Here is a 21,124-nt window from a genome sequence, read left to right as displayed (position 1 = left end):
CGGTTCACGCCGTGCCCGTGAGTCGCGCCGCCAAGTCGCGGCCTGCCGCCTTGAAGGCCGGCGGGAAGGTCAGTTTCAGGGCCTTCTCCTCGCCCTGGACGGTCAGCACGGTCTGGGCGCCGAGTCCGAGCAGGGCCTTGCGGGCCGGGGAGGCGGCGATCAGGTCTCGGGGCAGGATCATCACGGGCTTGCCGGGCCGGCCGGTGACGGAGCCGGGTTCGAAGAAGAGCAGACGCCGGTCGGTGAGCGCCCAGTACAAGGGGCGCGGCTGAACCGTGGCGATGACGGTCCCGGCGGTCAGCGCCCCGACCAGCGCGGAGGTGAGGACCCGCCGCTTGACCGAGACGGATCCGACCTTGGCGAGCGAGATGAGCTCGACCTGCTCCCCCGGGGCGAGCAGGGGGGTGACCGCTGTGAGGACCTGCTGTCTGCGTCTGCTGTTCATGACCATCCGTACTGGTGCCCGCAGGCACACGTGCGCGATTCGGGGAGATCCGGGGGGCGGGTGTGAGCGTAGAGGCGGCCACTCGGTGATTGAGCAAAGCCGGAGTCAGTGATCAGCAAGGAAATGGGCGGCATGGTCTCCTTGCAGTCCGTACGCGATCACGCCCGAGGAGGAGACCCCGATGGAACCCGGCGCCGCCCTCGATCCGCTGGACCTGAAGCTGCTCCAGGCGCTCCAGCTGGACGGGCGCGCGCCGTTCAGCCGGATCGCTCAGGTGCTCGGCGTCTCCGACCAGACCGTCGCCCGGCGCTACCGGGGGCTGCGCACCCGTGCGCGTCTGAAGGTGCTCGGCGTGACCGACGAGAACCGCCTCGGCCGCAGCAGCTGGATCGTCCGGCTGCGCTGCACCCCGGACGTGGCCGAGCAGCTCGCGGGCGCGCTCGCCCGCCGCCCGGACACCTCGTACGTCAGCCTGAACTCCGGCGGCACGGAGGTGATGTGCACGATGAAGCCGCGCAGCCGGGAGGCCCGCGACGAGCTCCTCTTCGACCGGCTCCAGCGCACCCCGCGGGTCACGTCGGTCAGCGCCCACTGCGTCCTGCACCCCTTCTACGGCGGCGCGCTCGGCTGGCTCAACAAGGCCGACGCCCTCTCCCCCGACGAGGAGGCGGCACTGCGCCCGCCGCCCGTCGCGACGGCCACGGGCCCGGTCGCCCTGGACGCGGACGACGAGTCGCTCCTAGACGTCCTCCGGCACGACGGACGGGCCACGCTCACCGAACTCCAGGCGGCCACCGGCCAGTCGGAGTCCATGGTCAAGCGGCGCCTGGAACGCCTGCGGTCCAGCGGCGTGCTCTACTTCGACGTCCAGCACGACGCCGAACTCCTCGGCCACGAGGTGGAGGCGATGCTGTGGCTCACCGTGGCCCCGGCCTCCCTCGCCTCCGTCGGCCGCGTCCTCGCCGAGCACCCCCAGGTCCCCTTCGCCGCGGCCGTCACGGGCCAGGCCAACATCCTCGCCGCGACTCTGCACCGCAGCGCCGGGGACCTGTACACGTACCTGAGCGAGAAGATCGGGGCCCTCGAAGGCGTCCAGTCCGTCGAGACCGCGCTGACCCTGCGCCGTATCAAGCAGCTCTCCTACGAGCCGAGACGCACAGCCGCGCCCTAGGCGTGTCCGAACCGTTGACGGAGGTAAGAGCCCCACTTATCTTCTGACCGACTCATGGCCGAATTCACGAACTGCGTTCGAAATCACGGACACAGGACCGACAGAGGCGGCTCGTATGCTCCGGACTCCCCCTGAGGCCAGGCGCCGCGGCCCCCTGCTCGTCTGCGTGCTCGCCCTGCTCCTCGCCCTCGTGACGGCGACCGCCCCGCAGGCGGCCGCGGCCGACGGGCGGCCCTACACCAACCCGCTCAAGTCGGCCAAGGGCGCCGACCCCTGGCTGACGTACCACGACGGCGACTACTACCTGATCACCACGACGTTCACCGGCATCCTCGCGATGCGGAAGTCACCGACCCTGGCCGGGCTCGCCACCGCGCCCAGCGTCCAGGTGTGGTCGGACACCAACGCGAGCCGCAACACCAACATCTGGGCGCCGGAGCTCCACTTCCTGAACGGCCGCTGGTACCTGTACTACTCCGCCGGCCGGAGCGGTGTGGCCTGCTGCGACTCGCAGCGCACCCACGTCCTGGAGAGCGCCGGTTCCGACCCGATGGGTCCCTACACCTACAAGGGGTCGCTGACCGGATCGAATCTCACGCCGGGCGGCTGGCTGATCGACGCGAGCGTGCTCCAGGCGAACGGGCGGCTGTACCTCGTCGGCAGCGGCTTCGTGAACGGCGGTACGCAGAGCCTCGTCATCGCGCCGATGAGCAATCCGTACACCCTCGCGAGCAGCGCCTTCACCGTCGTCTCCAGCCCGACGCTGAGCTGGGAGAGATCAGGCTCCCCCGTCAACGAAGCGCCCGAGCCGCTCTACCGGAACGGCCGCACCTTCCTGACGTACAGCGCGAGTTCGTGCCAGACGGCCGACTACAAGCTGGGGCTGCTGGAGCTCACCGGCACCGATCCGCTCGCCCCGGCGTCCTGGACGAAGAAGCAGAGCCCGGTCCTCCAGCGCGATGACGCGGCCGGCGTGTACGGCCCCGGGCACAACGGGTTCTTCACCTCGCCCGACGGCACCGAGAACTGGATCGTCTACCACGCCAACTCCTCGGCGAACGGCGGCTGCGGCAACGCCCGCACCACCCGCGCCCAGAAGTTCACCTGGAACGCCGACGGCACCCCCGACTTCGGCACACCGGTCACCCTCGGCGGCACACGCCCGGGCCCGTCCGGCGAAACGGCCACGACCCCGACGTCGTACGCCCTCGTCAACCGCAACAGCGGCAAGTGCCTGGACGTCGCGGGCGGCAGCAGCGCCGACGGCACCGATGTCTTCCAGTGGAGCTGCACCGGCGGCGCCAACCAGAAGTGGAGGATCGAGGACCTGGGTGACGACACCAGCCGGCTGGTCAACGTCGCCACCGGCAAGGTGATGGACACCGCGGAGTGTTCCGCCTCCGACGGCGCCGACATCCGGCAGTGGTCCTGGCTGAACAACAAGTGCCAGCGCTACCGCCTCGTCTTCACCGCGACCGGCGACCACGTCCGGATCGTCAACGAGGCCACCGGCAAGGTCGCCGACGTGGCCGATTGCTCCACCGCGAACGGCGCCGACGTACGGCAGTGGACATGGCTGAACAACAACTGCCAGCAGTGGAAGCTCGTTCCCACCGCCTGATCGTTCCCCCTCTGATCCGGAGAACTCCCTTGAGACGCACCGCCGTACGGCTGCTCCTGGCCGTCCTCGTCGCCCTCGCACCCTGCCTCGCGGGAGCGCCCGCACACGCCGCCGTGCCCGACTCCCCCGCCGTCACGTACACCAACCCGATCGCGGAGCAGCGGGCCGACCCGCACATCTTCAAACACACCGACGGCTACTACTACTTCACCGCGACCGTCCCCGAGTACGACCGCATCGTGCTGCGCCGGGCGACCACCATCCAGGGACTGAAGACGGCTCCCGAGACCACCATCTGGACCAAGCACGCGAGCGGTGTGATGGGGGCCCACATCTGGGCGCCGGAGATCCACTTCATCGACGGCAAGTGGTACGTGTACTTCGCGGCGGGCGCCACCAACGACGTGTGGGCGATCCGGATGTACGTCCTGGAGGGCACGGGCGCCAACCCGCTCACCGCCGGCTGGACGGAGAAGGGGCAGCTCAGGACCCAGTGGGAGAGCTTCTCCCTGGACGCCACCACGTTCGTCGTGAACGGCGTGCGCTACCTGGCCTGGGCCCAGCGCGACCCGTCCGTGAACAACAACACGGACATCTATCTGGCGAGGATGGCCAACCCCTGGACGATCACCGGCACTCCGGTGATGCTGTCGCGCCCCACCTATTCCTGGGAGACCGTCGGCTACAAGGTCAACGAGGGCCCGGCGGTCATCCAGCGCGGCGGCAAGGTGTTCATGACGTACTCCGCCAGCGCCACCGACAGCAACTACTGCCTGGGCATGCTCACCGCCTCCGCGAGCGCGAACCTGCTCAGCCAGGCGTCCTGGAGCAAGAGCCCCGCCCCGGTGTTCGCGAGCAGCGCCGCGACCAGCCAGTACGGCCCGGGCCACAACTCGTTCACCGTCTCCGAGGACGGAAAGAGCGATGTCCTCGTGTACCACGACCGCGGTTACAAGGACATCAGCGGCGATCCCCTGAACGACCCCAACCGCCGCACCCGCGTGCAGAAGGTGTACTGGAAGGCCGACGGCACGCCGGACTTCGGCATTCCCGTGGCCGACGGGGTCACCCCGCAGCGCTTCTCGTCGTACAACTTCGCGGACCGCTTCGTCCGGCACTGGGAGTACCGCGCCCGCATCGAGGCCGGTGTCTCCCCGCTCGCGGACTCGCAGTTCCGCGTGGTCAGCGGCCTGACCGGCAGCGGCACGGTCTCACTGGAGTCGGCCAACTTCCCCGGCCACTACCTGCGGCACAGGAACTTCGAGGTGTGGCTGGAGAAGAACGACGGCACCGCGCGGTTCGCGTCCGACGCCACCTTCCACCGGCGTGCCGGGCTGGCCGACCCGGCGGGCGTGTCGTACGAGTCGTACAACTACCCGGGGCGATACGTCCGCCACTGGGAGTACCTGCTGAACGTGCAGGCGGTGAGCACGGCGACCGACCGGGCGGACGCCACCTTCTACGCCCAGTGACGGCAGGTTAAACGCACGCAATCGCACGTAATGTTCCGATTGTCTTCCCGGCGGGAGGGGCACTCAGGGCATGTGCACACACAAGACGGCAAGCGACCGCGCAGGGTTCTGCTGACCGGATGGTTCAGCTTCCGCGACCGGGAGGCGACCGCCGGGGACGTCCTGGCCCTGCGCCGGGTGGAGGACGTGCTGCGGGGGACGGGCATCCCCTACGACGTCGCCTGGAGTCCGGGCTTCCGTCCGGAGGCCCTGCATCTGGAGCGGCTGTGGCCCGAGGACTACACCCACCTGGTGTTCGTGTGCGGCCCCTTGCACGGGCCGCAGGTCGAGGAGCTGCACCGGCGGTTCGCGCACTGTGTGCGGATCGCCGTGGGCACCTCCGTGATCGACCCCGGCAGCACGGCCGTGACCGGCTTCCACCGGGTGCTGCCGCGGGACGCTCCCGACCGCGAGCCGGTGGAGGATCTGGCGGCCCGCGCCCCGGACGTGCCCGCCCGGCCCGTCGTCGGGGTGATCCTCGCGCACGGGCAGCACGAGTACGGGCAGCTGAGGCGGCACGGGCAGGTGGCCGAGGAGGTGACGCGGTGGCTGGCCGGGAAGGACTGCGGCAGGCTGGAACTGGAGACGCGGCTCGACACGCACGACTGGCATCTGAGTGCGACGCCGGCGCAGCTCCAGTCGGTGCTGGCCCGGATGGACCTCGTCGTCACCGACCGGCTGCACGGACTGGTGATCGCGCTGCGGGTCGGCACCCCGGTGCTGGCCGTCGACCCGGTCGCGGGCGGCGCCAAGCTGACCGCGCAGGCCCGTGCCTGCGGCTGGCCCGCGCTGGTGGCCGCCGAGCGGCTGGACGTGCGGCAGTTGGACCGCTGGTGGGACTGGTGCCTGACCGGCGGCCGGGTGACCGCCCGGCAGATCCGCGACGGATTCCGCGAGGGCACCGTGCCGGACAGCGCGGACCGGCTCGTCGAGGCACTGGCACGACCGGTCGCCGGTTAGCTCCCTGACCTCACGGGGCATCCGCATCTACGTTCCCCGCTGCACTTCCCCGCTTCCCCCGCCGCACGTCCCCCCGGGAGGAGAGACGGTCCGGCCGCCCGGAAGGAGAGAGCGTGTCCATCGGCCGACTTCCCGATCACGAGCAACGCATCCTCGACGAGATGGAACGCGCCCTGCGCCGCGACCGCCGCCTCGACCGCCGGCTGCGCACCCTGCGCGTGCGCCGTCGCCCCGACCCCGCCCGCGTCCTGGCCCGCGTGGCCGGCTACCGCCCCCGCGTCTGGACCGTGGTGGTCCTGTTCGCGGTGTCGGTCGGCCTGCTGGTGGCCGGGATCGTCACCTCCGATCCGGGCGTGATCTGGGCGTTCGCCGCCCTGTGCCCGCTGACCCTGTACGCGACGTTCCGGTTGATGTGCCGGTGGTGCGGGACCTGAGTGTCCGCCGCCCTACCCGGGATCGGCCGTGAAGGCCTCCTGGATGGGGCGTTCGTCGGCGAGGAAGCGGCCCTGGGGCAGTCCGTCCAGGAGCGCGCGGGCGGCGGTCAGCAGGTCCGGGGCGACGTGGTCCGCGCGCGTGGTCTCCTCGGGGCGGGTCCGCCCGGTCGGGACGAGGATGCCGTGGCAGCCCGCCCGGCGTGCGGCCTCCACGTCGGCCCCGGTGTCGCCGATGACGACGAGGTCGGCGGGCCGGGTGCAGATCCGCCCGGCTGCCCACAGCACCATGCCGGGCCGGGGCGAGCGGCAGTGGCAGCCGTCGTCGGGGCCGTGCGGGCAGACGGCGAACACGTCGAAGGGGCCGAGGAGTTCGTCGACGCGGTGATTGACGCGGCGCATGTCGGCGTCGGTGAGCAGCCCGCGCGCGACACCGGACCGGTGGGTGAGGACGCCGGTGCGGATACCGTGCCCGCGCAGCAGGGCGAGCGCCTCGCGGGCGCCTTCGACGGGGCGTACGCGGTCGGGATCGGCGCTGTCGGGGACGTCCTCGACGAGCGTGCCGTCGCGCTCGAACAGCACGGCCTTCACCGGACGTACCGGGCTTTCGGGGCCCATGGGCCTCATGGGGTCACCTCGTCCTGCCAGGAGGGGGCGTGGCGGTGGCGCCAAGCGCCGGTCAGCCGGTGCCAGGTCGCGGTCGGCGGGATGAGCACGCTGGTCGCCACCATGGTCGTCACTTCGTGGCGGGTGCGCGGGCCGAGCGCGATGCGGGCCCGCGCGAACTCCGCCGTGCCGGCCGCCCAGCCGAGCGCGCAGGCCGTCGCGGCCCGTCCGTGCCCGGCGGCGGCGAGGGCGCACGCGGCGACACCCGCGGTCGTGATCGCCGCGTGGGTGCGGATCCGGCCGCGCGGCGCGACCGCCTTGTCCCACCAGTCGGGCCCGTGCAGATGCCGCATGAGGGCGTCGTCGGCGTTGCCGCGCTGCTGGCGCACCGACTCCCAGCGGGAGGCGGGGTGCACGGGGTGCCGCGTGGTGCGGCTGCCCTGCCGGATGCGCCAGCCCGAGTCGAGCACACGCAGCGCGAGGTCGGCGTCCTCGCGGAAGGCGCGCCGGAAGCGTTCGTCGAAGCCGCCGACCTGCTTGAGCGTCTCCGTGCGGTACGCCATGTCCGAGGTGATCCAGTGGGCGCGGGCGAGTCCCGCCGTGCCGCGTTCCCAGTCGGTGGGGCGGCGTTCGCCGGGCAGCGGGACGGCGATGACGCCCTGGACGCCCGCGATGTCGGGCGACGCCTCGGCGAGGTCCTCGGCCAGCTGATCGCACCAGTGGGGCCCGACCTGGACGTCGTCGTCGAGGAACACGGTCCACGGCGCCGTCACGGCACGCAGCCCGGTGTTGCGGGCGGCGGCGGGCCCACGACCGCCGCCGCCCAGCACTGTGGTGCGCCCCCGCAGGTCGCCGAGCACGCTCAACGGGTGCTCCAGCTGCCCGGGACCGGGGTCGGTCCGGTCGTCGACGAGGACGATCTCGCCGGGGCGCGGTCCGGTGGCGGCGGCGAGCGCCGCGAGACAGTCGGCGAGGGTGTCCCGTACGAGGGTGGGGATCACGACGGCGTACGAGGTCATACGGCTGTCCTCCCTGCGACGATCGCCCGCCTTCGGTGCTGGCGAGTGCCGCGGTACGGCCGTCTCAAACGCCACAGGGACTATACACTGCGCGTATACACGCTCTGTATAGTCTCGCCATGCCTTCTCTGACCAAGAAGATGAAGAAAACGGGGACCGCGTTCCGAACTGCCGGAACGCTCACGGCGATCGCCGCTCTGACACTCGTGCTGAGCGGTTGCGCGGGGCCCGACGCCACAGCCCCCAGCGCCGTCCGCGCCCAAGCGGCGACGGACGTCCAGGCGGCCCGCTACGGCACTGTCGACTGCCGTAGGGCGAAGTGCATCGCGCTCACCTTCGACGCGGGGCCGAGCGAGCACTCCGCGCGCCTGCTGGACATCCTGAAGGAGAGACAGGTCCCGGCGACCTTCTTCCTCCTCGGCAAGCGGCACATCGAGAAGTACCCGGAGCTGGTACGGCGCATGGCCGACGAAGGCCATGAGGTGGCCAGCCACACCTGGGACCACAAGATCCTGACCCAGCTGAGACCCGAGGAGATACGCGAGGAGCTGGAACGCCCCAACCAGGAGATAGAACGCCTCACCGGACAGCGCCCGACCCTGATGCGCCCGCCCCAGGGCCGCACCGACGACACCGTGCACGAGATCTGCCGCGAGCTGGGCCTCGCCGAGGTGCTGTGGAGCGTGACGGCCAAGGACTACAAGACGACCGACTCGGACCTGATCACCCGCCGCGTCCTCACCCAGGCGTCCCGGGACGGGATCATCCTGCTGCACGACATCTACGACGGCACGGTGCCGGCCGTCCCGGGCATCATCGACGCGCTCAAGGAACGGGGGTACGTGTTCGTGACGGTGCCCCACCTGTTGGCACCGGGGAAGGCGGAGCCCGGGAAGGTGTACCGGTAGGGCACAAACCCTCGGACGGCTCTGGGCCGAGTGGGTGAGCCGTACCCGAGCGGGCCGCCGGGCAGCGTGGGTTCCCTACGATCGGGACGTGGCGAACATCCTGCTCGAACGGACGGTCCCGCTCCCCCTCGACGAGGCGTGGCGGCGGATCACGGAGTGGCGGCGGCACGGTGAGGGGGTGCCCTTGACGCGGGTCGGGCCGGTCCCGGCCGGGCCGACCCGCGTCGGCACTCGCGTCGTGGCCCGCACGGGCGTCGGACCGCTGTCGTTCGACGACCCGATGGAGGTCACGGTGTGGGAGCCCCCGGAGGACGGGGCCCCGGGGATGTGCCGTCTGGAGAAGCGGGGCCGTGTGGTGCTGGGCTGGGCGGAGCTGGAGGTGCGGCCGGGGCCCGGCGGCCGCACCCGCGTGGTGTGGCGGGAGGAGATCCGGATCCGGCTGCTGCCGTCGCTCTTCGACGGCGTGGTGCGGCGCTCGGCACGGTATGTGTTCGGCCGTGCGCTGAACCGCCTGCTGCGACAGGCGTGACGGGCGCCGGGAACACCGGGCCGGTCCCCCAGGGCCTCAGGCCACCGTCCCGATCCGCCCCACCCTCCCCGGCTCCGGCTCGTGGTGGATCGGCGTGTGGGCCCCGGTCAGCGACACCCCGCTGCCTCCGCGCCGGTCGGCGACGATCTCCGACGCGATGGACAAGGCCGTCTCTTCGGGCGTACGGGCCCCGAGGTCCAGACCGATCGGCGAGTGCAGCCGACTCAACTCCAGCTCGGTGACCCCGACTTCACGCAGACGGGCGTTGCGGTCCAGGTGGGTGCGCCGGGAGCCCATGGCACCGACGTACGCCACCGGCAGGCGCAGCGCCAGCCGCAGCAGGGGCACGTCGAACTTGGCGTCGTGGGTCAGGACGCACAGGACCGTACGGGCGTCGACGTCCGTGCCCTCCAGGTACCGGTGGGGCCACTCGACGACGATCTCGTCGGCCTCCGGGAAACGCGTCCGGGTCGCGAAGACGGGCCGCGCGTCGCACACCGTGACGTGGTAGCCGAGGAACTTGCCCATGCGGACCAGTGCCGACGCGAAGTCGATCGCGCCGAAGACGATCATGCGGGGCGCCGGGACCGAGGACTCGACCAGGACCGTGAGCGGTGCTCCGCAGCGTGAGCCCTGCTCCCCGATCTCCAGGGTGCCGGTGCGACCGGCGTCCAGGAAGGCGCCCGCCTCGGCGGCGACCGTACGGTCCAGTTCCGGGTGGGCGCCGAAACCGCCTTCGCAGGACCCGTCGGGGCGGACCAGCAGGGCCCGGCCCGTCAGTTCGCGCGGGCCCGACACGATCCGCGCCACCGCCGCCGCCTCCCCTTGAGCGGCGGCGGTGAGCGCGGACGCGACCACCGGCCGGACCGGATCGGCGGCCCGTACCGGGGTGACCAGGATGTCGATGACGCCGCCGCAGGTCAGGCCCACGGCGAAGGCGTCGTCGTCGCTGTAGCCGAAGCGCTCCAGGACGGTCTCGCCGTCCCGCAGCGCCTGTGCGCACAGCTCGTAGACCGCGCCCTCCACGCAGCCTCCGGAGACCGAGCCGATCGCCGTGCCCTCGGCGTCCACCGCGAGCGCGGCGCCGGGCTGGCGGGGCGCGCTGCCGCCTACGGCCACCACGGTGGCCACGGCGAAGTCACGGCCCTGGCCGACCCACCGGTTCAGCTCCTCGGCGATGTCCAGCATCTGTCTCGGTCTCCTTGAGGCTGCGGGGCTGGTGCGCCGGGCGTCAGTGGACGCCCAGCCAGCTCTCGATCGGGTTGAGGGCGAAGTACACGAGGAACACCGCCGTCAGGATCCACATGAAGGCGCCGATCTCGCGCACCTTGCCCTGGGCGGTCTTGATGGCGACGTAGGAGATGACGCCCGCGGCGACACCGGTGGTGATGGTGTACGTGAACGGCATCAGGACGACCGTCAGGAACACCGGGATGGCGGTGGCCCGGTCGGCCCAGTCCACGTGCCGGGCGTTCATCAGCATCATCGCGCCGATGACGACGAGGGCGGCGGACGCGACCTCCTGCGGCACGATCGCGGTGAGCGGCGTGAAGAACAGACAGGCGGCGAAGAACGCACCGGTGACGACCGAGGCGAGGCCCGTGCGCGCGCCTTCCCCGACACCCGTCGCGGACTCGATGAACACCGTCTGTCCCGAGCCGCCGGACACGCCTCCGATCGCGCCGCCGGCCCCGTCGATGAACAGCGCCTTGGACAGGCCCGGCATCCGGCCCTTGTCGTCGGCGAGCTCGGCCTCGGTGCCCACGCCGATGATGGTCGCCATCGCGTCGAAGAACCCGGCCAGCACCAGCGTGAAGACGATCATGCCGACGGTCATCGCGCCGACCTCGCCCCAGCCGCCGAACTCCACGTCCCCGAAGAGCGAGAAGTCGGGCATGGACACCGCGCTGCCGTGCAGTTCGGGTGCCCCGGCCGCCCACTGCTTGGGATCGATGACGCCGGCCGCGTTCAGGATCGCGGCCACGACGGTGCCGCTGATGATGCCGATGAGGATGGCGCCCGGGATGTTCCGGGCCTGGAGCATGAAGATCAGCAGCAGGGTGCCGGCGAAGAGCAGGACCGGCCAGCCGGCCAGTTCGCCCGCCGGGCCGAGCGTGACGGGAGTGGCCTCCCCCTGGTGCACGAAGCCGGACTTGTAGAAGCCGATGAGGGCGATGAACAGGCCGATGCCCATGGTGATGGCGTGCTTGAGCGCGAGCGGGATCGCGTTCATGATCATCTCGCGCAGGCCGGTGACGACCAGCAGCATGATGATCACGCCGTACATCACGCACATGCCCATCGCCTGCGGCCAGGTCATCTCGGGCGCGACCTGGGAGGCGAGGACGCCGGAGACGGACAGGCCCGCGGCGAGGGCGAGCGGCACCTTGCCGACGAACCCCATCAGCAGCGTGGTGAGGGCCGCCGCGAAGGCGGTCGCGGTGATCAGGCCCTTCTGCGCGAGGGTGTCCCCCGCCACGTCCTTGCCGGACAGGATCAGGGGGTTGAGCAGGAGGATGTACGCCATCGCCATGAAGGTCGTGACACCGCCGCGCACCTCACGCGCGACCGTGGATCCTCTGCCGGATATGTGGAAGTACCGGTCGAGCCAGGACCGTCCGGCCGGGACGCGGGTGCCTTCGCCCGCGTCTTCGGCTGTGGTCCTCGGCTCAAGTGACTGGGTCATGTGGGCCTACTCCCAAGTTTCATAGGGGGTTGGGATGCACGACCCGGGGGACGGCCCGAGACGAACTGGACGAACCAATGGGGTCCGGGGGAGCGAGGGACGCGGTCCCCCGGACGGAACTCTCCCGTTCAGGCCTCGGAGAGTGACGTACCCGTGAGGTGTTCGGGCCGTACCGGAGTCCGGTTCAGCTCGAGCCCGGTCGCGTTCCGGATGGCCGCGAGGACCGCCGGCGTCGACGACAGGGTGGGCGCTTCGCCGATGCCGCGCAGCCCGTACGGGGCGTGCTCGTCGGCGAGTTCGAGGACGTCGACCGGGATGGTCGGCGTGTCGAGGATGGTCGGGATCAGGTAGTCGGTGAAGGAGGGGTTCTTCACCTTCGCCGTCTTCGGGTCGACGACGATCTCCTCCATGACCGCCACGCCCAGGCCCTGGGTCGTGCCGCCCTGGATCTGGCCGAGCACGGACAGCGGGTTGAGCGCCTTGCCGACGTCCTGGGCACAGCCCAGCTCGATGACCTTCACCAGCCCGAGCTCGGTGTCGACCTCGACGACGGCACGGTGGGCGGCGAAGGAGTACTGCACATGCCCGTTGCCCTGCCCGGTGCGCAGGTCGAAGGCCTCGGTCGGCCGGTGCCGCCACTCCTCCTCGACCTCGACGGTCTCGCCCTCCAGGACGTCGGCCAGGTCGGAGAGGACCTCACCGCCGTCGGTGACGACCTTGCCGCCCTCCAGCAGCAGCTCGGCCGTGGCCCAGGCCGGGTGGTAGGAGCCGAACTTGCGGCGCCCGATCTCCAGGACCTTCTCGCGGACGATCTCGCAGGCGTTCTTCACGGCACCGCCGGTGACATACGTCTGCCGGGAGGCGGAGGTCGAACCGGCGCTGCCCACCCGGGTGTCGGCCGGGTTGATGGTCACCTGCGTGACGCCCAGCTCGGTCCGGGCGATCTGCGCGTGGACGGTGACACCGCCCTGCCCGACCTCGGCCATGGCCGTGTGGACCGTGACCACGGGCTCGCCGCCCACGACCTCCATCCGCACCTTCGCGGTCGAGTAGTCGTCGAACCCCTCGGAGAAGCCCACGTTCTTGATCCCGACCGCGTAGCCGACACCGCGTACGACGCCTTCCCCGTGCGTGGTGTTGGACAGGCCGCCCGGCAGCTGCCGTACGTCGGCGCCCTCGCTGGACTCCCACTGGCGCTCCAGCGGCATCGGCATCGCCTTGACGCGGCGCAGGAGTTCGGCGACGGGGGCCGGGGAGTCGACGGGCTGGCCAGTCGGCAGGAGCGTGCCCTGCTCCATGGCGTTGAGCTGCCGGAACTCCACCGGATCCATGCCGAGCTTCTTCGCCACCTTGTCCATCTGCGCCTCGTAGGCGAAGCACGCCTGGACCGCGCCGAAGCCGCGCATGGCGCCGCAGGGCGGGTTGTTGGTGTAGAGGGCGACGGCCTCGATGTCCACGTCGTCGATCACGTACGGGCCGACGGACAGCGAGGAGGCGTTGCCGACGACGGCCGGGGAGGCGGAGGCGTAGGCGCCGCCGTCCAGGACGATCCGGCACTTCATGTGGGTCAGCTTGCCGTCGCGCGTGGCCCCGTGCTCGTAGTACAGCTTCGCCGGGTGGCGGTGGACGTGCCCGAAGAAGGACTCGAACCGGTTGTAGACGATCTTGACGGGCTTGCCCGTGCGCAGCGCGAGCAGGCAGGCGTGGATCTGCATCGACAGGTCCTCGCGGCCGCCGAACGCGCCGCCGACGCCGGACAGCGTCATCCGCACCTTGTCCTCGGGCAGGCCGAGCACGGGCGCGATCTGGCGCAGATCGCTGTGCAGCCACTGGGTGGCGATGTAGAGGTGGACGCCGCCGTCCTCCTCCGGCACGGCGAGGCCGGACTCGGGGCCGAGGAAGGCCTGATCCTGCATGCCGAAGGTGTACTCGCCCTCGACGATGACGTCGGCCCGCTGCCGAGCGGCGTCGACGTCACCGCGGATGATCGGCTGGCGGTGGACGATGTTCGGGTGCGGGACGTGCCCGGCGTGGTGGTCGTCGCGGCCCTCGTGGACGAGGATCGCGTCCGGCGCGGTCGCCGAGGCCTCGTCGGTGATGACGGGCAGTTCGCGGTAGTCGACCTTGATCTTCGCGGCGGCGCGGCGGGCCGTCTCCGGATGATCGGCGGCGACGATCGCGACCGGCTCTCCGTGGTGGCGGACCTTGCCGTGGGCGAGGACCGGGGTGTCCTGGATCTCCAGCCCGTAGTTCTTCACCTCGGTGGGCAGGTCGTCGTACGTCAGCACGGCGTAGACGCCCGGCGTGGCCAGTGCCTCGCTGGTGTCGATGGACACGATCTCGGCGTGCGCGACGGTCGACCGGAGGATCTGGCCCCACAGCATGTCCTCGTGCCACATGTCGGACGAGTACGCGAACTCGCCGGTGACCTTGAGGGTGCCGTCCGGGCGGAGCGTGGACTCGCCGATGCCGCCCTTGGTCCGGGAGCCCTGGGTGATCTTCGTAGGTGCGCCATTGGTGGGCATGCTCAGACCGCCTCTCCCTGCCGGGCGGCCGCCAGGCGGACCGCGTCCATGATCTTCTCGTAGCCGGTGCAGCGGCACAGGTTGCCCGACAGCGCCTCACGGATGTCCGCGTCGCTCGGGTTGGGGTTGCGCTCCAGCATCTCGTCGGCGGCGACCAGCAGTCCGGGCGTGCAGAATCCGCACTGGACGGCGCCGGCGTCGATGAACGCCTGCTGGATCGGGGAGAGTTCGGTGCCCTCGCCGGTCTGCGAGTCGGTGCCCTTGGCCTGCCACTCCTGGGCGTCCTGCAGCGACGTACCGCAGGCCCCGCTCGCGCAGCCGCTCTCGGCGCGCTGCTTGGCGAAGTCCGCGAGCCCCTCGACGGTGACGACCTCGCGGCCCTCCGCCTGCCCGGCGGCCACCAGACACGAGCACACCGGCACCCCGTCGAGCCGGACCGTGCAGGACCCGCACTCCCCCTGCTCACAGGCGTTCTTCGACCCGGGAAGGCCCATGCGCTCCCGCAGCACGTACAGCAGGGACTCGCCCTCCCAGACGTCGTCGGCTTCCTGCGGACGGCCGTTGACCGTGAAGTTGACGCGCATTACGCAGCTCCCTCCGTGTGGCGGCGGGCGCCGCGGTAGGACTCCCAGGTCCAGGTCAGCGTGCGGCGGGCCATGACGCCGACGGCGTGGCGGCGGTAGCTCGCGGTGCCCCGGACGTCGTCGATCGGGTTGCAGGCGGCGGAGCACAGGTCGGCGAACTGCTTGGCGACCGACGGGGTGACGATCTTCCCGTTGTCCCAGAAGCCGCCCTCCTCCAGAGCGGCGTTCAGGAACTCCTCGGCGGCCTTGGCCCGAATGGGGGTCGGGGCGGCCGAGCCGATACCCGTCCGCACGGTCCGCGTCTCGGGATGCAGCGCGAGCCCGAACGCGCACACGGCGATGACCATCGCGTTCCTGGTCCCCACCTTGGAGAACTGCTGCGGCCCGTCGGCCTTCTTGACGTGCACGGCCCGGATCAGCTCATCGGCCGCCAGCGCGTTGCGCTTCACCCCCTTGTAGAACTCGTCGATCGGGATACGGCGCGACCCGCGCACCGACTCGACCTCCACCTCCGCGCCCGCGGCGAGCAGGGCGGGGTGGGCGTCGCCGGCCGGGGAGGCGGTGCCGAGGTTGCCGCCGACGCCGCCGCGGTTGCGGATCTGCGGGGAGGCGACCGTGTGCGAGGCGAGGGCCAGCCCCGGCAGTTCCGCGCGCAGGTTCTCCATGATCTTCGTGTACGGCACGGAGGCACCCAGCCGTACGCTCTCCTCGCCGACCTCCCACTCGGAGAGATCGCCGACGCGGTTCAGGTCCATGAGGTACTCGGGCCGGCGGTGGTCGAAGTTGATCTCGACCATCACGTCGGTGCCACCCGCAATCGGCACAGCTGTGGGGTGCTCGGCTTTCGCGGCGAGCGCCTCCTCCCAGCTGGCGGGGCGAAGGAAGTCCATGACCGGCTCTCTTCTCCGTCATCTCGTGGGGCGTTCAGATTGAGCCAATCCGTGTGCGGCGGTCCCGGCTCGTTCATGTGCTGTTTACGCGTAGTGGCCTCAGTACACAGCGCGGTACTCCGACGGGGTCAGTCACGGAAACCATGAAGGAGTTGGCTGGCCAGGACGGGCATCTTGTAGATTCGTATGAACGGAGGCCATCAGAAACCTCCTCGTTCTCCTGTGGAAACGCGCGACACAGCCGCGTGACCTGGGACACAGCCGGGACAACGGTTCGGGGCTGGTGAACATCGCTCACCAGCCCGACGAACAGACGTTCACCCCGCACCCCACCAAGATCCACCACTGATTTCGAGACAAAGAACGGCGGCGACGAGAATGCGGCTGCGCGCACTGCTGGACACCGACGCGCTGGGCCTCAAGCTGCTCGGCGGCGAGGAAGAGCTGGACCGCTCGGTGCGCGGCGTGATGACCACCGACCTCCGCGACCCCAGCCGCTACCTCTCGGGCGGCGAGCTGGTGCTCACGGGCCTGGCCTGGCGCCATGACGCCGAGGACTCGGAGCCCTTCGTGCGGATCCTGGTGCAGCAGGGCGTGACGGCCCTCGCCGCGGGCGAGGCCGAGCTCGGAGACGTCCCGGCCGACCTGGTCACGGCCTGCGCCCGCCACCGTCTCCCCCTCTTCGCGGTGCACGAGTCGGTGGCGTTCGCAACGATCACCGAGCACGTCGTACGACAGGTCTCAGGTGAGCGCGCCGGAGACCTCGCGGCGGTGGTCGACCGCCACCGCCGGATGATGACCTCGGGCCCGGCGGGCGGCGGCCCGGACGTGGTCCTGGACCTGCTCGGCTCGGACCTGGACCTGCGGGCCTGGGTGCTCGCCCCCACCGGCCGGCTGATCGCGGGCTCGAAGGCCGCGGGGCCCGCTCTGCCCGCCGAGACCTGCGGACGACTGGCGGCGGAACACCTGACCGCCACCCGCACGGGCCGCCGCGCCCCGCACCGCGTCCTCCTGGGCGGCACCACCTACTCCCTGTTCCCGATCCGCTCGACGGTCCGCTCCCCGCAAACCGCCCGCGACGCCCGCGAGACCCTGCTGTCCGACTGGCTGCTGGCCGTCGAGGCGGACGCCGGGGACTGGGCCGAGGAGCGCCTCGACCTGCTGCACGGTGTCACCCAGCTGATCGCGGTCGAGCGGGACCGCCGCGACGCGGCCCGCACGGTCCGCCGCCGTCTCGCCCAGGAGGTGCTGGAACTGGTCCAGACGGGCGCGGCCCCCGCCGAGATCGCCGCCCGCCTGCGCGTGGCCGCGCCGGTGCTGCTGCCCGGCCTCGGGGCCGCGCCGCACTGGCAGGTGGTCGTGGCCCGCGTCGACTGGGACGGGGACGAGATCGAGGGCGGCCCGGTGGCCCAGGCCCTGCTGGAGGAGATCCTCGTCGACCCTCTGGCGGCGGGCCCGGAGCACTCCGACCGCATCGCCGTCGCCCACACCGGCGACGAGGCCATCGCCCTGGTCCCCCTGCCCGCCGTCACGGCGGAGCACGACGGCTCCGAGACCGGCGTCCTCGCGGACGCACTCCTGGAATCCGTACGGGACCCCCTCACGGCGGGTCTCGACGGCGACGGGCACCTCACCATCGGCGTCAGCGCGGCCGTGCACTCGGCGGAGGGCCTGCGAGGCGCCCTGGAGGAGGCCCGCCACGCCCGCCGGGTGGCGGCGGCACGCCCGGGCCGGGTCTGCGCGGCGGGCCACCAGGAACTGGCGTCGCACGTCCTCCTGCTCCCCTTCGTCCCGGACGACGTCCGCCGCGCCTTCACGGCCCGCCTCCTGGACCCCCTCCGGGACTACGACCGCCGCCACCGGGCCGAGCTGATCCCCACCCTGGAGGCGTTCCTGGACTGCGACGGCTCCTGGACCCGCTGCGCCGGCCGCCTCCACCTGCACGTCAACACGCTGCGCTACCGGGTCGGACGGATCGAGCAGTTGACGGGCCGTGACCTGTCGCGGCTCGAGGACAAGCTGGATTTCTTCCTGGCCCTGCGTATGAGCTGAGACCCGGGCTGTCCCGTCCCCAAACACGGGACGCCCCTGAGTCCCACGACTTTGTGAAATCCTTCACCCACCCTCTTGGCCCGACGCCGCGATTCGTGCTGAGATGCCGCCACCACTCAACAGCTCGATGGCGTGCTCGGGGAGGGCAACGTGGCGCATACCGCCATGTCTGGTAACGGAACGACCGCTGGCGACGATCCCCTCCAGACCGCGGTATGGCGGCTGCGCTCACGCGGGTGCTGGGCCGACGCGGCCGCCCTGCTGCTGCCGGACACGCCCGCGGCGGCGCTCCAACGCGCGTCGTTGCTGGTGGAACGGTGTCTGTACACCGAGCGGGGCTGGGAGGAGGCCGAGGACGCGCTGCGCACGGCCGAGGCGCTGGCCCACACCGACGACGAGCGGGGCGCGGCCGCTTGTGAACGCGGTTACTTGGCCTACGCGTCGACGCTGCTCGTGGTGCGGGACCGGGCCGACGAGGCGCGGGCCGCGCTGGGGCGGGCGGCCGCGCTGATCCCTCCGGGGGCCGCGCAGCGGGCCCTGCTGGACTTCCGTCGCGGTCTGCTGGCGGAGAACCTGACGAGTGCCCCGCAGGCGGCGCGGGCGGCGTACCGCCGTGCGCACGCGGGGGCTACGGCGCACGCCAACCCCCTGTTGCTGTCGTTCACCTGGCGCCATCTGGCCGGACTCGCCCTGCGGGACGGGGAGTTGGCCGAGGCCCGCCATGGTTTCGCGGAGTCGCTGCGGATCCGGGAGGAGCTGGGGTATCTCGTGGGTACGGCCCCGGCCCTGGTGTCCCTGGCCGACACGGAGACCGAGCCGGAGGCGTCCCGGCTGCGGGAGGAGGCCCGGCGGCTGTACCGGCTGCTCGGGGGCGTACCGACGTGGCTGGCACGGCAGTTGGCCCCGTTGCCGCCGGCGGCGACAGCTTGAGCACGTCACGAGGCACCCGGCGTGGCAGCTGAGGCCGGGTGGGTGCGCAGCTCGGCGCGACGAGGTGCCGCTGCGCCCACCCGTGCCGCCCCCAGCGGCACGCATGCCCGCAGCTGGGTACGCACGGAAGGGGACGTGTCGGGGGGTGTCCGCCCGCAGCTGGTTGGCGCGTCAACGCCAGTCAGTCGGCGTCCAACCCCATCGCGCCGTTCCGAGGACGGACACCCCCCGACACGTCCCCGACCCACCACCCGGCGAAAGGCGCGACGCGCGCTCCCCTCAGCCCGCGCCCGTGAAGTGCTCCCCCACCAGCCCCCGCACCACATCCAGATCCCGGGCGATCAACGCGTCCAGCAACGCCGTGTGTTCATGCGCGTCCGCCACCAGGTCGGCCCGCCCCCGACCGCCCGGCCCGCCCCCGACCAGCGGCCACTGCGCCCGCCGGTGCAGGTCCTCCGCGATCTGGACCAGCTGCTCGTTGCCGGAGAGGGACAGCACGGCCCGGTGGAACACCCGGTCGGACTCCGCATAGGTCGCGCGGCAGCCGGAGGACGCCGCGCGGACCGTCGCCTCGGCGAGCGGCCGGAGCTCGGCCCAGCGCTCGGCGGGAACAGTACGGGCCAGCCGCAGCATCACCGGGACCTCGATCAGGGACCGGACCTCGGCCAGTTCCGCCAGCTCCCGCGCCCCCCGCTCGACCACCCGGAACCCACGGTTCGGCACAACCTCGACGGCACCCTCGATGGCCAGCTGCTGCATCGCCTCGCGCACCGGCGTCGCCGACACCCCGAACCGCTCGCCCAGCACCGGCGCCGAGTACACCTCACCGGGCCTCAGATCCCCGGCCACCAGCGCGGCCCGCAGCGCGTCCACGATCTGCCCGCGCACGGAGGACCGCTGGACGACGGGCCTGGGCCGCGGGAGGACCGGCTCACCGTGCGTGTGCTCACCGCGCACCGCACCGTCGGCTCCCGCCACCCCCTCGACCCTCGCCGCCCCGGCCTGCCGCGGCACCCGAGCCTGCCCGGCAGCCGGCACAGCCGGCCAGGGCTCCCCCGTCCCGGCGGAACCCTGCGCGCCCTGCTTCAAGGGTCCTCCTCCGGACGTATCGGTACTTGGGGTCATTACGGCGGGTTGTCACTTCTCCGTCAAGCACCATAAGCGCACCGGCCGCCAGTTCAAATCCCAGCGATCTTGGGTTAGGTTAGGCTTACCTCCAAGAACCCCCGCTCTTATCCAGACGTGGATCGGTGATCGCATGCCCGTGCCCCGTTCGGCCGTCTCCGGCGCCTACGCCCGTCTGGCCGAGGTCCTCCCGGGGCTCGCCGTCACCGAACTGAACCCCGGGGACGCGACCCCGCAGGGCGGCGCCTGGGCCGCGGCCACCGACCTCGCGGCCGCCGGTCCCGCCCTCGACGCCTTCCTGTCCTGGGACGAGGATCAGATAGAGCGGGACTACGACCAGCGGGCCCGCCCCGACGTCGTCGCCAGCTTCGGCCTGCACCGCTACGCCTGGCCCGCCTGCCTCCTGATCACCGTCCCCTGGTTCCTGAACCGCCGCGTGCCCCGCTACCCCGCGACGCACGTCTCGTACGACCGCACCGCCCCCGGCCACCCCATCGGCCGCATGGCCGTCCGCCCGGCCGGCTTCGCCTGTCTGCCCGGCGACGAGGCCGCCGCACTGCCCGGCGCCCGGGTCGTCCCGGACGAGGACGCGCTGCGGGCCGAGGTGCGGTCGGCGGTCGCCGAGCACCTGGAGCCGGTCCTGACCGGTTTCGGCCCCCGGATGCGGCGTCGCGGCCGGGCCCTGTGGGGCATGGCGACCGACGAGATCGTAGAGGGGCTCTGGTACGTCGCCCAGCTGTTCGGCGAGATCGAGGAACGGCGCGCGATGCGCGAGCTGGAACTGCTCCTGCCGGGCGCGACGAAGCCGTACGTGGGCACGGCGGCGTTCCGGGAGCTGACCGGCCCCGGCGGCGAGCCGCTGCGCACCCGGGACCGCGCGAGCTGCTGCATGTTCTACACACTGCGCCCGCAGGACACCTGCGCCACCTGCCCGCGCACCTGCGACGCCGACCGGGTCACCAAGCTGCTGGCCACCGCCAGTTGAGACGCACTCAGAATTAGTCGGCTCCACCCGTAAGATCATCGCGGGAACTCGCAGGAACTTTCCGGAGAACCACCCGTACGGGTAGTCTTGTTCGAACTCAACTCCCGCCCCTCACGCGGCAGTTCGAGCAGAACGCCGCCCTGAAC

At 71.7% G+C, this 21,124-nt stretch carries 19 protein-coding genes; 10 read left to right on the top strand and 9 right to left on the bottom strand.

Annotation, left to right across the window (positions count from 1 at the left end; genetic code table 11):
• Positions 1 to 4: 4 nt before the first annotated feature.
• The gene (locus OHU35_RS34030) at positions 5 to 445 is read right to left on the bottom strand and encodes a hypothetical protein (protein ID WP_229872753.1); all 441 of its coding nucleotides are present in this window, start codon (positions 443 to 445) and stop codon (positions 5 to 7) included.
• Between the two features lie 181 nt (positions 446 to 626).
• Between OHU35_RS34030 and OHU35_RS34025 the strand changes: the two genes are divergently transcribed.
• From OHU35_RS34025 to OHU35_RS34005, 5 genes are all read left to right on the top strand, one after another.
• Complete coding sequence (locus tag OHU35_RS34025) at positions 627 to 1,616, top strand: Lrp/AsnC family transcriptional regulator (RefSeq protein WP_189721388.1); 990 nt, start codon at positions 627 to 629, stop codon at positions 1,614 to 1,616.
• 115 nt (positions 1,617 to 1,731) lie between these two features.
• On the top strand, positions 1,732 to 3,237 hold the full coding sequence (locus tag OHU35_RS34020; RefSeq protein ID WP_405508052.1) for a family 43 glycosylhydrolase: 1,506 nt from the start codon (positions 1,732 to 1,734) through the stop codon (positions 3,235 to 3,237).
• A gap of 29 nt (positions 3,238 to 3,266) precedes the next feature.
• The gene (locus tag OHU35_RS34015) at positions 3,267 to 4,709 is read left to right on the top strand and encodes a family 43 glycosylhydrolase (protein ID WP_405508051.1); all 1,443 of its coding nucleotides are present in this window, start codon (positions 3,267 to 3,269) and stop codon (positions 4,707 to 4,709) included.
• A gap of 72 nt (positions 4,710 to 4,781) precedes the next feature.
• A complete protein-coding gene (locus OHU35_RS34010) occupies positions 4,782 to 5,708 on the top strand; it encodes a polysaccharide pyruvyl transferase family protein (RefSeq protein WP_189721391.1) in 927 nt (308 codons plus the stop codon).
• A gap of 113 nt (positions 5,709 to 5,821) precedes the next feature.
• Entirely contained in the window at positions 5,822 to 6,142 is a 321-nt protein-coding gene (locus OHU35_RS34005; protein WP_189721392.1) for a DUF3040 domain-containing protein, read from the top strand.
• Between the two features lie 12 nt (positions 6,143 to 6,154).
• On the opposite strand, the gene OHU35_RS34000 is transcribed toward OHU35_RS34005, so the two are convergent.
• Together OHU35_RS34000 and OHU35_RS33995 are read right to left on the bottom strand one after the other, a co-directional pair.
• Positions 6,155 to 6,766 carry a D-glycero-alpha-D-manno-heptose-1,7-bisphosphate 7-phosphatase gene (locus OHU35_RS34000; protein WP_405508049.1) on the bottom strand — a complete coding sequence of 204 codons (612 nt, stop codon included), beginning with the start codon at positions 6,764 to 6,766 and terminating at the stop codon, positions 6,155 to 6,157.
• Positions 6,763 to 7,764 (bottom strand): glycosyltransferase family 2 protein, encoded by a 1,002-nt coding sequence (locus OHU35_RS33995; protein ID WP_189721393.1) that lies wholly within the window; start codon positions 7,762 to 7,764, stop codon positions 6,763 to 6,765. The genes OHU35_RS34000 and OHU35_RS33995 overlap by 4 nt, the downstream gene beginning before the upstream one ends.
• Positions 7,765 to 7,883: 119 nt before the next feature.
• Between OHU35_RS33995 and OHU35_RS33990 the strand changes: the two genes are divergently transcribed.
• Positions 7,884 to 8,672: a polysaccharide deacetylase family protein gene (locus OHU35_RS33990; protein ID WP_372498739.1), complete on the top strand. Its 789-nt coding sequence runs from the start codon at positions 7,884 to 7,886 to the stop codon at positions 8,670 to 8,672.
• 88 nt (positions 8,673 to 8,760) lie between these two features.
• A complete protein-coding gene (locus OHU35_RS33985) occupies positions 8,761 to 9,201 on the top strand; it encodes an SRPBCC family protein (protein ID WP_189721394.1) in 441 nt (146 codons plus the stop codon).
• A gap of 36 nt (positions 9,202 to 9,237) precedes the next feature.
• Here the strand turns inward: OHU35_RS33985 and OHU35_RS33980 are convergent, their stop codons facing one another.
• From OHU35_RS33980 to OHU35_RS33960, 5 genes are all read right to left on the bottom strand, one after another.
• Positions 9,238 to 10,389 carry an XdhC/CoxI family protein gene (locus tag OHU35_RS33980; RefSeq protein WP_233878519.1) on the bottom strand — a complete coding sequence of 384 codons (1,152 nt, stop codon included), beginning with the start codon at positions 10,387 to 10,389 and terminating at the stop codon, positions 9,238 to 9,240.
• Between the two features lie 43 nt (positions 10,390 to 10,432).
• A complete protein-coding gene (locus tag OHU35_RS33975) occupies positions 10,433 to 11,887 on the bottom strand; it encodes an NCS2 family permease (RefSeq protein ID WP_189721396.1) in 1,455 nt (484 codons plus the stop codon).
• Between the two features lie 128 nt (positions 11,888 to 12,015).
• A complete protein-coding gene (locus OHU35_RS33970) occupies positions 12,016 to 14,412 on the bottom strand; it encodes a xanthine dehydrogenase family protein molybdopterin-binding subunit (protein ID WP_405508046.1) in 2,397 nt (798 codons plus the stop codon).
• A 2-nt stretch (positions 14,413 to 14,414) separates the two neighbouring features.
• On the bottom strand, positions 14,415 to 14,996 hold the full coding sequence (locus OHU35_RS33965) for a (2Fe-2S)-binding protein (RefSeq protein ID WP_189721398.1): 582 nt from the start codon (positions 14,994 to 14,996) through the stop codon (positions 14,415 to 14,417).
• Positions 14,996 to 15,886, bottom strand: a complete 891-nt coding sequence (locus OHU35_RS33960) for a xanthine dehydrogenase family protein subunit M (RefSeq protein ID WP_189721399.1) — start codon at positions 15,884 to 15,886, stop codon at positions 14,996 to 14,998. The genes OHU35_RS33965 and OHU35_RS33960 overlap by 1 nt, the downstream gene beginning before the upstream one ends.
• Positions 15,887 to 16,264: 378 nt before the next feature.
• Here OHU35_RS33960 and OHU35_RS33955 point away from each other — a divergent pair, with 378 nt between their 5' ends.
• The gene (locus OHU35_RS33955; protein ID WP_405508044.1) at positions 16,265 to 17,938 is read left to right on the top strand and encodes a PucR family transcriptional regulator; all 1,674 of its coding nucleotides are present in this window, start codon (positions 16,265 to 16,267) and stop codon (positions 17,936 to 17,938) included.
• Between the two features lie 165 nt (positions 17,939 to 18,103).
• On the top strand, positions 18,104 to 18,868 hold the full coding sequence (locus OHU35_RS33950; protein WP_229872755.1) for a hypothetical protein: 765 nt from the start codon (positions 18,104 to 18,106) through the stop codon (positions 18,866 to 18,868).
• 279 nt (positions 18,869 to 19,147) lie between these two features.
• Here OHU35_RS33950 and OHU35_RS33945 read toward each other — a convergent pair whose 3' ends face one another.
• Positions 19,148 to 19,957: a GntR family transcriptional regulator gene (locus tag OHU35_RS33945; protein WP_189721402.1), complete on the bottom strand. Its 810-nt coding sequence runs from the start codon at positions 19,955 to 19,957 to the stop codon at positions 19,148 to 19,150.
• Positions 19,958 to 20,126: 169 nt separating this feature from the next.
• On the opposite strand from OHU35_RS33945, the gene OHU35_RS33940 reads away from it, so the two are divergent.
• A complete protein-coding gene (locus OHU35_RS33940) occupies positions 20,127 to 20,978 on the top strand; it encodes a (2Fe-2S)-binding protein (RefSeq protein ID WP_405508042.1) in 852 nt (283 codons plus the stop codon).
• Positions 20,979 to 21,124 lie beyond the last annotated feature (146 nt).

The organism is Streptomyces purpurascens (assembly GCF_045040895.1).
Lineage (GTDB): Bacteria > Actinomycetota > Actinomycetes > Streptomycetales > Streptomycetaceae > Streptomyces > Streptomyces purpurascens.
Note: the sequence above shows the minus strand (reverse complement) of the source record. Positions and strands in the feature narration are given on the sequence as shown.

Coding starts and splice junctions, on each gene's coding strand:
- OHU35_RS33950 (WP_229872755.1), top strand. CDS start 18,104: ATGTCTGGTAACGGAACGACCGCTGGCGACGATCCCCTCCAGACCGCG.
- OHU35_RS33990 (WP_372498739.1), top strand. CDS start 7,884: ATGCCTTCTCTGACCAAGAAGATGAAGAAAACGGGGACCGCGTTCCGA.
- OHU35_RS33980 (WP_233878519.1), bottom strand. CDS start 10,389: ATGCTGGACATCGCCGAGGAGCTGAACCGGTGGGTCGGCCAGGGCCGT.
- OHU35_RS34020 (WP_405508052.1), top strand. CDS start 1,732: ATGCTCCGGACTCCCCCTGAGGCCAGGCGCCGCGGCCCCCTGCTCGTC.
- OHU35_RS33940 (WP_405508042.1), top strand. CDS start 20,127: ATGCCCGTGCCCCGTTCGGCCGTCTCCGGCGCCTACGCCCGTCTGGCC.
- OHU35_RS33995 (WP_189721393.1), bottom strand. CDS start 7,764: ATGACCTCGTACGCCGTCGTGATCCCCACCCTCGTACGGGACACCCTC.
- OHU35_RS34025 (WP_189721388.1), top strand. CDS start 627: ATGGAACCCGGCGCCGCCCTCGATCCGCTGGACCTGAAGCTGCTCCAG.
- OHU35_RS34030 (WP_229872753.1), bottom strand. CDS start 445: ATGAACAGCAGACGCAGACAGCAGGTCCTCACAGCGGTCACCCCCCTG.
- OHU35_RS33960 (WP_189721399.1), bottom strand. CDS start 15,886: ATGGACTTCCTTCGCCCCGCCAGCTGGGAGGAGGCGCTCGCCGCGAAA.
- OHU35_RS34000 (WP_405508049.1), bottom strand. CDS start 6,766: ATGAGGCCCATGGGCCCCGAAAGCCCGGTACGTCCGGTGAAGGCCGTG.
- OHU35_RS33970 (WP_405508046.1), bottom strand. CDS start 14,412: ATGCCCACCAATGGCGCACCTACGAAGATCACCCAGGGCTCCCGGACC.
- OHU35_RS33955 (WP_405508044.1), top strand. CDS start 16,265: ATGCGGCTGCGCGCACTGCTGGACACCGACGCGCTGGGCCTCAAGCTG.
- OHU35_RS33975 (WP_189721396.1), bottom strand. CDS start 11,887: ATGACCCAGTCACTTGAGCCGAGGACCACAGCCGAAGACGCGGGCGAA.
- OHU35_RS33965 (WP_189721398.1), bottom strand. CDS start 14,996: ATGCGCGTCAACTTCACGGTCAACGGCCGTCCGCAGGAAGCCGACGAC.